Here is a 12,205-nt window from a genome sequence, read left to right on the forward strand (position 1 = left end):
AAATACAGACATGCCTTACGATCAGAAGCGCGTCGTCGATGCGATCCGGGCCTTCGAGGCCGGCGAAATCGTCGTGGTGATGGATGACAACGACCGCGAGAACGAAGGCGACCTGATCGTCGCGGCCGTTCACTGTACCGCGGAGAAGATGGCGTTCATCGTCCGTCACACCTCCGGCATCGTCTGCACACCGATGCCGAAGGAGGAGGCCCGCCGGCTCAACCTGAATGCGATGGTTGCCGAAAACGACTCGGCGCACACGACGGCGTTCACCGTTTCTGTCGATTTCAAGCACGGCACGACGACCGGCATTTCCGCCGACGACCGGACGCTGACCGTTCGCAACCTCGCCAATCCCAATGTCGGCGCCGCCGACTTCGTGCGCCCGGGTCACATCTTCCCGCTCGTTGCGCGGGAAGGCGGAGTGCTTATGCGCTCGGGCCACACGGAAGCTGCTGTCGATCTCTGCAAGCTCGCCGGCCTTCCGCCGATCGGCGTGATCTGCGAACTCGTTAACGATGACGGGACCGTCACGCGCGGGCAGCAGGTCGTCGAATTCGCTGAAACGCATAGCCTGAAGCTGGTGTCCGTTGCCGACCTGATCGCTTACCGCCAGCGCAAGGAAACGCTGATCGAACTCGGCCAGAGCTTCGACATCGAAACACCCTTCGGCAAGGCCAAGGCGCATACCTATTCGCTGCCTTGGGATACGATGCAGCACCTCGCCGTCGTTTTCGGCGACATCCGCGACGGCATCGACATTCCGGTGCGCCTGCACCCTGAGAATGTCGCCGAGGACCTTTTCGGCAAGCGCCGTCCCGTCGACCACTACATGAAGAAGATTGCCGAGGAAGGTCGCGGGATCATCGTCTACCTGCGGGAAGGCTCCGTCGGCGTCGGTCATTCGGACAGTGGTCGCAAGGCACGCAGCCAGGGACGCGAGGCACACGTCGAGGCACAGGTGCGCGACAGCGAGTGGCTGGAAATCGGTCTCGGCGCACAGATCCTCAAGGACCTCGGCGTATCGTCAATCCGGCTCCTGACGAGCCGCGAGCGGCACTATGTCGGTCTCGAAGGCTTCGGCATCAAGATTTCGAAGACAGAGATCTACTAAGCCCGCCATCCGTCGAGATAGGCGACCTTCTCGACGCCGGAGAACCGCGCGATGCGTTGCAGCTCGGCGTCGAGCCGGTCCAGGCGACCGGTCGAGGGGCGCACGCCCGGCTCCAGCCATAGGCGCTTGACGTCGAGGCTCCCGCCTCTGCCATCTGCTTTCATGTCGATGCGGCCGATCAGCTTGTCGCCTTCAAGCAGCGGGAAGACATAGTAGCCGCATGCCCGCTTCGGCTCGGCACGAAAACCTCGATGCGATAGAGGCGGCCGCCTGCTTCACGCTCAGGCGGCGATGCGCTTGAAGCGACCGCTGACGTTCTCGATATAGTACTTTCCCGGCGATTGGGCGGTGACCATCGCGATGACCTCGGCTTCCGCCACGCCCTCGAACTGCCGCTCTTCGCCGTTGCTCAGACAGACGCGAAGCCGGCCATCCTCCTGGCTGAAATAGACCGCATCGATCAGCGTTGACTTCACTGCCAACGGCTCCATCTTCGCCTGCCGTCCGGCCCGTGTGACGATCGTGGCGGCGCGCGCATCGCGCCGCTTGCGCAGTAAGGCCCTCACTTCACGGCGAAGGCTGTTCAGTGCCGCCAATGCGGCGAATTTGATGGCTCGTGTTTTCATGCAGCCATCCTACGCAGGCGGCTCTTAAAGAGTTCAAGACAAGCATGGCAAAGCGCGCATCAACATTAATTCTTTGTAATTACGACGCAATTTCCTAAAATATCGACTATCGATGAGCGCCGCTCAGCCTTGCCAACCATCCATTAGGACGACCTGTTCAACGCCAGTGAATTTGGCCAGTCGGTCAAGTTCGGCGAGAAGCTTTTCGATCCGCCCGGCCGACGGGCGTACGCCCGGTTCCAGCCACAGACGCTTGACGTCGAGGCTTCCGCCTTTGCGATCGGCCTTCATGTCGATGCGGCCGATCAGCTTGTCGCCTTCAAGCAGCGGGAAGACATAGTATCCGTATTCCCGCTTCGGCTCGGGCACGAAAACCTCGATGCGATAGAAGAAACCGAAGAGCCGTTCGGTGCGATTGCGGTCGCGGATCATCGGATCGAAGGGGCTGAGCACGCGCACGCGCGGCGGTGCGCCGGGATAGTCCTGCATGCTCGTAAGCAGGTCGGGGACGGCCCAGGAGGGGCGCGGCTTTCCGCCAAGCGCCGGCTCGATCAGGACTTCGATCAACTCGTCGCGATGCGCGTTGACCCAGGCTTTCGCTTCATCGGGCGACAACAGATCCCAGAAGGCGGCGATTTCGCCATGCGTGGCAAAGCCCAGTCGGGTCAGCGCGCTGCGGCAGGCCCAGTCGACAAACTCCTCGTAGGTGACTTCCGGCTCGTGAAACTCAGGCGGAATGACGCGTTCGACGAGATCATAGATTTTCTGGAAGTTCGAGCGTCCGGCGATGGCGAACTTGCCGGTGCGCCAGAAATATTCCAGCGCCGTCTTGTTGGGATGCCAATTCCACCAGCCGCCGGAAACATGCCCGTCCGCCTTGATCTCGCGCGCCATGATGGCGCCGTCACGAGTGACGCGCTCAAATGTCTCGTCGAAGGCGTGTTCGAACCCCTCCCCCTGCCATTTTCGCCAGCGCTCGCCGATTACCTCTTCCTCGTGGCGGAACTTGTGTTTCCAGTATCGGAAGAAGGCGCTCGGCAGGATCGAGGCGTCGTGCGTCCAGTGCTCGAAGAGCGAGCCGTCCTTCTCCAGTAGCGCCGTCAGATGCTCGCGTTTGTAAGTCTGGTTGCGGGAAAACAGGATCTGGTGATGGGCTCGCTCCACCGTCTGGATGCTGTCCACCTGCACGAAGCCGAGTTCGTGGATGAGCTCCAGCAGGCCGGCCTTCGTCAGCGCCTTGTTCGGCGGCGCGCTCAGGCCTTGCTTGGCGAGGAATATGCGGCGGGCATCGGAATTCGAAATGAGATTCGTCATGTGCACATCATAGAACGGAAAATGTTCCTAGCCACCCGTTAAGTTAGGACGATCATCAGGTAGGAGCGGCCGGCATTCATTGCGAGATTTTGAGCTTTCAAAGCGCGAAATTCGTTATAGAACGGCCTCTCAATTCACGAGGGACCAGGTGGATATCCGTTTCGAAGGCGCAGGGGTCAGCTATGGTGCGCGCGTAGCGCTGGCGCCCGTGACGCTGCAGCTCACAGAAAAGCGCATCGGCATCATCGGCCTCAACGGCTCGGGCAAGACGACCTTTGCGCGCCTCATCAACGGCCTGACCAAGCCGAGCATCGGGCGGGTGATCGTCAACGGTCGCGACACGGCCGACGCCAAGGCCGTTCTCACCGATGTCGGTTTCATCTTCCAGTCGCCGCAAAACCAGATCATCCTGCCCGTCGTGCGCGACGACATCGCCTTCGGTCTGAAGTGCCGCGGCTACAAGCCGGCGGAAATTACGGCGAAGGTGGAGGCGGTCCTGCAGCGTTTCAGCGCGGCCCGTCTTGCCGACCGCCGGGCGCACGAGCTCTCGGGCGGAGAGCTGCAACTTGCCGCCCTTTGCTCCGTGCTCGCAACCGGGCCCGATATTCTCATCCTGGACGAGCCGACCAATCAGCTGGACCTCAAAAACCGCAGCCTCGTGCAAAGGCTGGTGGAAAGCCTTCCGGAGAGCGCGATCGTCATCAGCCACGATCTGGAATTGGTCGCGGATTACGAGCGCGTACTGGTTTTCCATGAGGGCATTCTCGTCGCCGACGCGCCGGCCGGAGAGGCGATCCGCCGCTACAGGGAGATCGCAAGCCGATGAAGTCGCTTTTCGTCGAAGGCAACAGCGCCATGCATCGGGTTTCGGCCCGTGCCAAGCTGCTTGTTCTTGCGGCCCTCGGCGTCATGCTCTTCCTTACGGCGAACTTCCTGTTGCTTGCCCTTGGAGTGCTCGCGACGGCCGGGATCTACTTCAGCATCGGCCTTCCGGCGCGATCCGCGCTTGCGCGACTGAAGCCGGTCTTCCTGACGATCCTCATCGTGGCGTTGTTCAGCCTGGCCTTCAATCCCTGGCATATCGCCGTCGTCGCCCTGCTCCGTCTCACGGCATTGATGCTGTTTGCCGCTGCCGTGACTGCAACAACTGCTATTGCGCAATTCATCGACGAAATTACCCTGCTGTCCAGGCCACTGGAGCGGCTCGGACTTCTTCGGGCCGACGATGTCGGGCTGGCTGTCGGGCTCGTCGTCCGCTTTGTTCCCGAGATTCTCGATCGTTATCGTGCCATCCGCGAGGCGCACGCGGCGCGCGGTATCAAGGTGCGGCCGACAACCGTGCTCGTGCCATTGATCATTCTGACCCTGAGGGATGCGGATAACATTGCTGCGGCAATTGACGCGCGCGGCGTTCGGCGGCATGTCAATTGAGAACTCGCTAACAGGAGCCCTGCATGAGCACTCGCGACCTCGTTCTCTCCGCCCTCTTTGCGGCCATCATCGTCGCGCTCGGCATTCTGCCGCCGATCACGCTCGGCTTCATACCGGTGCCGATTACGGCGCAGTCGCTCGGCGTCATGATGGCGGGTGTCGTGCTCGGCGCGCGCCGCGGCACGATCGCGGTCCTGATCGTTCTCGTGCTTGTCGCGATCGGCCTTCCTGTGCTTTCCGGCGGTCGTGGCGGACTTGCTGCCTTTGCCGCACCGACCACCGGCTTTCTCATCGGCTGGGTGCTGGCAGCCTTCGTCACCGGTTATCTCAGCGAACGGCTGGTCAAATCCGAACAGTCTGCGTTGGTGCAGACGGTCGGCTTCTTCTTCGCCGCGATGATCGGCGGCATCGTGGTTCTCTACGCCTGCGGCATCGTCTATCTGGCGTTCGCCGCCCAGCTTGGCCTCTCCAAGGCGTTCCTCGGCTCAATGGCATTTATCCCCGGCGACGTCGTCAAGGCCTTCGTTGCGGCACTTGTCGGCCGCGCGGTCATGGTCGGCTATCCCCTCCTGCCGGTGCGCAGCTAATCGACGAAACCATAAAGCCAGTCACGCGTGTCTTCGGGAAGCGGGACTGGCGAACGATCGTCGCGCGAGCGCGCCTGCCAGATAATTTCGACCTCGGCGGAGCGCTCGTCGCCGATATCGGCCGAAATGATGAAGCCGACCGAACGCATGCCGATCTTGTCGACCGACGCCGTGAACACGACCCGCTCATCGTAATGCAGCGGCCGATGGAGGATACAGGTCACCTTGCTGGCGATATAAAGCGGCTCATTCGCCAGTTGCGGCCTCGACGACCAGAAGGTCGCCAGCACCGACTCGGCATAGGAAATGTAGGAGCCCAAGAAAACCTGGCCGTTCATGTCGACGTCGCGGAACGGCACATTCATCTCAACGGTACGCGTGACCTCGTTCATTGATCTTTCTGCCAATTCTCCCCTCCCTAAAGACTAGCCGCGGGGCCGGACGAAGTAAACGCAGGACTGGCCCCATGACCAAGGCGCGCGGTTGTTGAAATTGCCGCGCCGAGCCCCATCTGCTGTGGATCATGACGGGACGGAAAGATAGAGTGACACCATGAGCACCCGCCTTTACGAGCACCCGATCTTCCTGGAACACGTCACGCCCGCCGGCCATCCCGAACGGTCCGACCGTCTGCGGGCGATCAACGTGGCGCTGGAACATCCGAACTTCGCAGGTCTTGACCGCAAGCGCGCACCGCAGGCCGCCGAAGAAGCCGTTCTGCTCGCCCATCCCGAAGAGCACCTGCTGTCAGTGCTGCGCCAGGTGCCCGAAGAGGATGGCGAGATCAATCAGCTCGAGGCCGATACTTACGCCAGCCGAAAGAGCTTCGAAGCGGCACTGACGGGGATCGGCGGCGCGATGGCCGCGGTCGATGATGTGTTTACCGGCAAGGCCGATAACGTCTTCGTTGCGGCCCGCCCGCCGGGCCATCATGCCGAAAAATCAACGGCAATGGGCTTCTGCTTCTTCAACAATGCCGCGATCGCCGCCCGCCATGCCCAGAAAGCGCACGGTGCGGAGCGTGTGGCGATCGTCGACTGGGACGTGCATCACGGCAACGGCACGCAGGACATCTTCTGGGACGATCCCTCCGTGCTCTTCTGCTCGACGCACCAGATGCCGCTTTACCCCGGCACCGGCGCGAAGGAGGAAAGCGGCAAGCACGGTACCATCGTCAACGCGCCGCTGTCTCCGAATGTCGGCAGCGATCACTTCCGCGAAGCGTTCAAATCACGGGTGTTGCCTGCGCTCGTTGATTTTCGCCCAGACCTGATCATCATCTCCGCCGGCTTCGATGCGCATCACCGCGATCCCTTGGCGCAGATCAATCTCGTCGGCGAGGATTTCGACTGGGCAACCGGGCGGTTGCTCGAGGTCGCCGACAAAAGTGCCGCAAACCGGGTCGTCAGCCTGCTGGAAGGCGGCTATGATCTCGAAGGCCTCGCCGAGTCGGCTGGCCTGCATATTCTTAGAATGATGAAGGGTTGAGTATGACTGACAGCGCCAAGCCGGACGTTTCCGGTCTTTCCTTCGAGAAGGCGGTTGCCGAGCTCGAAAGCATCGTGGCCCGGCTGGAACGCGGCGACGTGGCGCTGGACGAATCCATCGAGATCTACGAGCGCGGCGAAGCGCTGAAGAAGCACTGCGAAACGCTGCTTTCGGCCGCCGAAAACCGCATCGAAAAGATCCGCCTTGACCGATCTGGCAGGCCGCAGGGCGTCGAGCCGCTGGACGGGGCATAAGCAAGAGTTTTGCCGAAATCGTCGTCGTGATGAACAGAGCGTCGCCTCCTGGCGATCAAGTTTTCCTAGTCCGCCATCGGTAATCGGTCTAGCCTAGGCACAACGCTCATCGGAGACGCTTTGATGTCCTTTTTCCCCGGTAAAGATCCCCTGCCCGGCGATGCTTTCGCCTGCGATGCGATCGAGAACCTCATAATCCCCCGCACCAGCGATATTGGCGGCTTCGAGGTGCGGCGAGCGCTGCCGACGCGGCAGCGGCGGCTGGTCGGGCCGTTCATCTTCTTCGACCGCATGGGGCCGGCGATCCTGAAGCCGAACGAGGCGCTGGATGTGCGGCCGCATCCGCATATCGGGCTTTCGACGGTGACCTATCTCTTCGACGGCGAGATCCGGCATCGGGACAGCCTCGGCACCGAGAAGGTCATTCGCCCCGGGGACATCAACCTGATGACGGCAGGGCGCGGCATCGTCCATTCGGAGCGCACGCCCGATAATTTGCGCGGCCATCCGCTGCTGATGTCGGGCCTGCAGACCTGGCTCGCACTGCCGGATGACAGGGAGGAGATCGATCCCTCCTTTGCGCATACCGAAAAGAGCGACATGCCTGTGATCGACGAACGCGGCGTGCGCGGGCGTGTCGTCATCGGATCGTTCGAGGGGATGTCTTCACCGGTGAAGGTGTTTTCCGACACGCTCTATGCCGATATCAGCCTTGAACCGGGTGTGAAGTTTCCCTTCGCGGCGGGACACGAGGAGCGGGCGGCATACGTACTGTCAGGCGAAGTCGTGATATCGGGCGATAGGTTTGCAGCCGATCAGCTGCTCGTCTTCCGCCCCGGCGATGCGATCACTCTCGAAGCTGGCAGAGAGGGCTGTCACCTGATGCTGTTCGGCGGAGCGGCGCTGAACTCGAAGCGGTATATCTGGTGGAACTTCGTTTCCTCGTCGAAAGAGCGCATCGAAAAGGCCAAGGAAGAGTGGCGGACCGGCAAGTTCGACATCGTACCGGGGGACGAAGAAGAATTCATACCTTTGCCGGAAGGCTGATCTCCTTTAGAAAGGAGTTTCGGCCATTCTTGAAATCGACTTTTTTCACCGCAATTTATGGCTTAAAGGCATCCTGCCCAAGAAAGACAAGAAAGAGCGCCCGCCCGTGACACAATCGCCGAAGACGCCGCTGCTGGATAAGGTTCCCTATCCGGCCGACCTCCGAAAGCTTGACGATCGCGACCTGCCGCAGCTTGCGCGCGAGGTTCGCGATGAAATGATCGATGCGGTGTCGCGCACCGGCGGTCATCTCGGTGCAGGACTCGGCGTGGTGGAACTGACGATTGCGATCCACAGCGTCTTCAACACGCCTGAAGATCGGCTGATCTTCGACGTCGGGCACCAGTGCTATCCGCACAAGATCCTCACCGGTCGCCGTGACCGTATCCGGACGTTGCGCCAAGAAGGCGGCCTCTCCGGTTTCACGCGCCGCGCGGAAAGCGAATACGATCCCTTCGGTGCTGCCCACTCCTCCACGTCCATCTCCGCCGGCCTCGGCATGGCGGTTGCCTCCGACCTCGACAAGACCGACCGCCGGGTGATTGCCGTGATCGGCGACGGCGCGTTGTCGGCCGGCATGGCCTACGAAGCATTGAACAATGCTGGCGCGCTCGACGCCCGCCTGATCGTCATCCTCAACGACAACGACATGTCGATTGCGCCGCCGACCGGCGCGATGAGCGCCTATCTCGCGCGCCTTGCTTCCGGCCGCACCTACATGGGCTTCCGCGATTTCGGCAAGAAGCTGACGGCCTATCTCGGCAAGAATGTCGACCGCGCCATCACTCGCGCCGTGGAGCATGCCCGGGGCTATGTGACCGGGGGGACAATGTTCGAGGAGATGGGTTTCTATCATATCGGGCCGATCGACGGTCACTCGTTCGAGCACCTGCTGCCGGTGTTGCGCAATGTGCGCGACAATGCCAACGGCCCCGTGCTGATCCATGTGGTGACGCAGAAGGGCAAGGGCTACGCGCCCGCCGAGGCGGCAGCCGACAAGTATCACGGCGTCAACAAGTTCGACGTCATCACCGGCGCGCAGGCGAAGGTGAAGCCGAATGCGCCGAGCTACACGAGCGTATTCGCCGAAGCGCTGGTGCAGGAAGCGGAGCACGACGACAAGATCGTCGGCATTACCGCCGCCATGCCGAACGGGACTGGCCTCGACAAGCTCGCAAGCGTCTTCCCGTCGCGATGTTTCGATGTAGGGATTGCCGAGCAGCATGCGGTGACATTTGCCGCCGGTCTAGCCGCCGAGGGCTTCAAGCCGTTTGCCGCGCTTTACTCGACGTTCCTGCAGCGCGCCTATGACCAGGTGGTGCACGACGTCGCGATCCAGGGCCTTCCGGTTCGCTTCCCGATCGATCGCGCCGGTTTCGTCGGCGCCGACGGCCCGACGCATGCAGGCTCGTTCGATACGACGTTCCTCGCCACCCTCCCCGGCTTCGTGGTGATGGCGGCCGCCGATGAGGCTGAGCTGAAGCATATGGTGCGAACGGCGGCAGCCTATGATGCCGGTCCGATCTCCTTCCGATATCCGCGCGGCGAAGGCGTCGGCATAGAAATGCCCGTCCGTGGTGAAATCCTGCAGATCGGCAAGGGCCGCGTCGTCAAGGAAGGCGCGAAAGTGGCGCTGCTCTCGTTCGGCACCCGCCTCGCTGACTGTCTGCTTGCTGCCGAGGACCTTGACGCAGCCGGGCTTTCGACGACGGTTGCCGATGCGCGATTCGCCAAGCCGCTGGATCATGATCTGATCCGCCAGTTGGCACGCCACCACGAAATCCTGATCACCGTCGAAGAGGGAGCGGTCGGCGGCTTCGGCAGCCAAGTCATGCAGTTCCTGGCCATGGACGGCCTGCTCGACAATGGCCTGAAGATCCGCTCGCTTGTCATGCCCGATATCTGGGTGGAACAGGCAAAGCCGGAAGTCATGAACGCCCATGCCGGCCTCGATCGCGCGGGCATCGTTTCGACCGTGTTCAAGGCGCTTGGCCGGCCCGCCGCATTTGGCGTCGGCGCTGCCGGATAGTTCAATCTCATCGCGTTAGATGAAGACGGCCCTGGAGACGGGGCCGTCTTTTTTGTTTGGCGAAAGGCCGACGGAAGTGTCGATGAACCGCTGCCATCCGGCTGCCAGCGACGCCTCTCCAACAAAAGGCTTGCAACTAACGGCTTTGCCGGTCATGGACAGCCGATGTCCGATCAAAACACACAACGCCTCGACCAGTTACTCGTCAGCCTTGGTCTTTTCGCCAGCCGTTCCCGAGCGCGGGATGCGGTGCAACGCGGCACCGTGAAGGTCGGAGGCAAGATCGTGACGAAAGCAGGTGCGCTGTTTGGCGAGGATGCCCCAATCGAAATCGACGATCCGGCGCAGGACTATGTGTCCCGTGCGGCGCTGAAGCTCGCCGCAGCGCTCGATCACTTCAAGCTCGACCCGTCAGGACATCACTGTCTCGATGTCGGCGCATCAACCGGTGGCTTCACCGAAGTGCTGCTGGCCCAAGGGGCAACCCATGTCACCGCGATCGACGTCGGCCATGGCCAGATGCATCCGCGCATCTCTAGTGATCCCCGCGTGACGAACATCGAAGGCCTCAACGCCCGCAACCTGACGGCGGAGAATATCGGCCATCCGCTCACCTTTATCGTGTCGGACGTCTCCTTCATCTCGCTGAAGCTGGCGCTTGCCCCTGCTCTTGAGATCGCGGAAGCTGGGGCTTGCGCGGCTCTCCTCGTCAAGCCGCAGTTCGAGGCCGGGCGCGAGGCGATCGGCAAGGGGGGGCTTCTCAAGGACCCGTCATCGGCGCCCGATGTCGCGGCCGAACTCGAGCGCTGGTTCGTCGAGGATATGGGCTGGAAGAGCCTTGGCCTCATCCCCTCACCCATTGCCGGCGGCGACGGTAATCAGGAATTTCTACTCGCAGGGACAAAACCGTGAGCACGCAAACTGTTACGATCGAAAAGCTGGGCGCCCAGGGCGATGGCATCGTGCACGCGGATGGCGGGCCGGTCTATGTGCCCTTCACCCTGCCCGGCGAAACCGTCGCCATCGCGCGCGTCAAGAACCACGGCACGGTGATGTCGATCTCCGATCCATCGGCCGATCGCCAGGCTCCTCCTTGCCGGCATTTCGGACCGGACGGAGTGAACGGCACCTGCGGCGGCTGCAGCCTCCAGCACATGAACGATCCTGCCTATCGCAGCTTCAAGCGTCAGCTTGTCGTCGACGCGCTGAAATCGAAGGGACTGACGGCTGACGTTGCCGACCTCGTCGTCGCTCATCCCGGCGAACGGCGGCGTGTCGTCTTCGCCGCACGGCGGACCGAGAAGGACATGCTTATCGGCTTCAATCAGGCCGAAAGCCACCACATCGTCGCCATCGAGGAATGTCCCATCTCGTCGGCGGGCATCATGGCCAGGCTGCCGGCGATCGAGGCGATTGGTGCAGCACTTGCCAATAGCGCCGAAGCGTTCCGCATCACCGTGTTGGAGACCCTGTCGGGTCTTGATCTCGCGGTCGACGGCATCAAGAAACTCTCGGATCAGCAGCGCCGCAAGGCGATCGAGACGGTGCTTTCCCTTCGCGGCATCGCCCGCGTCTCGCTCAACGACGAAATCCTCGTCGAACCATCGAAGCCGATCGTCGATTTCGGCGGCGTCAATGTCGTTCCGCCGCCCGGCAGCTTTACGCAGGCGACCAAGCAGGCGGAAGACGCAATGGCGGAATTGGTTCTGGCGCATGTCGGCAAGGCGAAACGCATCGCCGATCTTTTCGCAGGCGCCGGCACCTTCTCGCTTCGCCTTGCCCGCGTCGGCCGGGTTCATGCGGTCGAGAGCGAGGACAAGCCGCTGGCGGCGCTCGATCACGCTGCTCGCAACACGCAGGGTCTGAAGCCGGTCAGCGTCGAAAGGCGAGACCTCTTCCGCCGGCCGCTGATGACATCCGAGCTGAAGGTCTACGACGCCGTGGTCTTCGATCCGCCGCGCGCCGGCGCCGAGTTTCAGTGCAAGGAACTGGCGCGCTCGACGGTCAAGAAAATCGCCGCCGTCAGCTGCAATCCGGTGACGCTCGCCCGGGATCTCGCCCTGCTCGTCGAGGGTGGCTATCGCATCACCGGTGTGACCCCGATCGACCAGTTCCTGTGGACATCGCACGTCGAGGTCGTGGCGACGCTGGAGAAGTAGCGGCGCGAAATCGGCATAGGGGGCGATCATATTTGATCGCTCCCCTGCCACACCACCCGGCATGCGGGTCCGCACCGGGCGGTTCGAGGGATTGAGGTTATGCGAGTCTGGGCATTCCGAGTTGGTCGGCCCATCTGATGGTGAGAACGGCGTTGA

At 62.1% G+C, this 12,205-nt stretch carries 13 protein-coding genes and 1 pseudogene; 10 read left to right on the plus strand and 4 right to left on the minus strand.

What is annotated here, in order from left to right:
* The first annotated feature begins 10 nt into the window (after window positions 1-10).
* A complete protein-coding gene (gene ribB, locus AC1DPR_RS23250) occupies window positions 11-1,114 on the plus strand; it encodes a 3,4-dihydroxy-2-butanone-4-phosphate synthase (protein WP_018858978.1) in 1,104 nt (367 codons plus the stop codon).
* Here the strand turns inward: ribB and AC1DPR_RS23255 are convergent.
* From AC1DPR_RS23255 to AC1DPR_RS23265, 3 genes and pseudogenes are all read right to left on the minus strand, one after another.
* Window positions 1,111-1,382: pseudogene (locus AC1DPR_RS23255) on the minus strand (DNA glycosylase AlkZ-like family protein); the annotation flags it as partial. The gene ribB and the pseudogene AC1DPR_RS23255 overlap by 4 nt on opposite strands.
* Before the next feature lie 13 nt (window positions 1,383-1,395).
* Entirely contained in the window at window positions 1,396-1,740 is a 345-nt protein-coding gene (locus AC1DPR_RS23260; RefSeq protein ID WP_018858976.1) for a KTSC domain-containing protein, read from the minus strand.
* 123 nt (window positions 1,741-1,863) lie between these two features.
* Window positions 1,864-3,054, minus strand: coding sequence for a winged helix-turn-helix domain-containing protein (locus AC1DPR_RS23265; protein WP_018858975.1), 1,191 nt, complete (start codon window positions 3,052-3,054; stop codon window positions 1,864-1,866).
* A 148-nt stretch (window positions 3,055-3,202) separates the two neighbouring features.
* On the opposite strand from AC1DPR_RS23265, the gene AC1DPR_RS23270 reads away from it, so the two are divergent.
* From AC1DPR_RS23270 to AC1DPR_RS23280, 3 genes are read left to right on the plus strand one after another with little or no spacing between them, the layout of a single operon-like run.
* The gene (locus AC1DPR_RS23270) at window positions 3,203-3,880 is read left to right on the plus strand and encodes an energy-coupling factor ABC transporter ATP-binding protein (protein WP_018858974.1); all 678 of its coding nucleotides are present in this window, start codon (window positions 3,203-3,205) and stop codon (window positions 3,878-3,880) included.
* Entirely contained in the window at window positions 3,877-4,485 is a 609-nt protein-coding gene (locus AC1DPR_RS23275; RefSeq protein ID WP_018858973.1) for a CbiQ family ECF transporter T component, read from the plus strand. Before AC1DPR_RS23270 ends, AC1DPR_RS23275 begins: the two co-directional genes overlap by 4 nt.
* A gap of 23 nt (window positions 4,486-4,508) precedes the next feature.
* On the plus strand, window positions 4,509-5,072 hold the full coding sequence (locus tag AC1DPR_RS23280) for a biotin transporter BioY (RefSeq protein ID WP_018858972.1): 564 nt from the start codon (window positions 4,509-4,511) through the stop codon (window positions 5,070-5,072).
* On the opposite strand, the gene AC1DPR_RS23285 is transcribed toward AC1DPR_RS23280, so the two are convergent.
* Window positions 5,069-5,464: an acyl-CoA thioesterase gene (locus AC1DPR_RS23285; protein WP_018858971.1), complete on the minus strand. Its 396-nt coding sequence runs from the start codon at window positions 5,462-5,464 to the stop codon at window positions 5,069-5,071. The two genes, AC1DPR_RS23280 and AC1DPR_RS23285, sit on opposite strands and share 4 nt — an antisense overlap.
* A gap of 160 nt (window positions 5,465-5,624) precedes the next feature.
* On the opposite strand from AC1DPR_RS23285, the gene AC1DPR_RS23290 reads away from it, so the two are divergent.
* From AC1DPR_RS23290 to AC1DPR_RS23315, 6 genes are all read left to right on the plus strand, one after another.
* Window positions 5,625-6,560: a histone deacetylase family protein gene (locus tag AC1DPR_RS23290; protein ID WP_018858970.1), complete on the plus strand. Its 936-nt coding sequence runs from the start codon at window positions 5,625-5,627 to the stop codon at window positions 6,558-6,560.
* A gap of 2 nt (window positions 6,561-6,562) precedes the next feature.
* Entirely contained in the window at window positions 6,563-6,814 is a 252-nt protein-coding gene (locus AC1DPR_RS23295; protein WP_018858969.1) for an exodeoxyribonuclease VII small subunit, read from the plus strand.
* A gap of 123 nt (window positions 6,815-6,937) precedes the next feature.
* Window positions 6,938-7,861 (plus strand): pirin family protein, encoded by a 924-nt coding sequence (locus AC1DPR_RS23300; RefSeq protein ID WP_018858968.1) that lies wholly within the window; start codon window positions 6,938-6,940, stop codon window positions 7,859-7,861.
* A gap of 106 nt (window positions 7,862-7,967) precedes the next feature.
* Window positions 7,968-9,890, plus strand: coding sequence for a 1-deoxy-D-xylulose-5-phosphate synthase (gene dxs, locus AC1DPR_RS23305; protein ID WP_018858967.1), 1,923 nt, complete (start codon window positions 7,968-7,970; stop codon window positions 9,888-9,890).
* A gap of 165 nt (window positions 9,891-10,055) precedes the next feature.
* Window positions 10,056-10,802, plus strand: coding sequence for a TlyA family RNA methyltransferase (locus AC1DPR_RS23310; RefSeq protein ID WP_018858965.1), 747 nt, complete (start codon window positions 10,056-10,058; stop codon window positions 10,800-10,802).
* A complete protein-coding gene (locus tag AC1DPR_RS23315; RefSeq protein WP_113471806.1) occupies window positions 10,799-12,049 on the plus strand; it encodes a class I SAM-dependent RNA methyltransferase in 1,251 nt (416 codons plus the stop codon). The genes AC1DPR_RS23310 and AC1DPR_RS23315 overlap by 4 nt, the downstream gene beginning before the upstream one ends.
* Window positions 12,050-12,205: the final 156 nt, after the last annotated feature.

It is taken from the genome of Rhizobium sp. 01T417 (assembly GCF_056398905.1).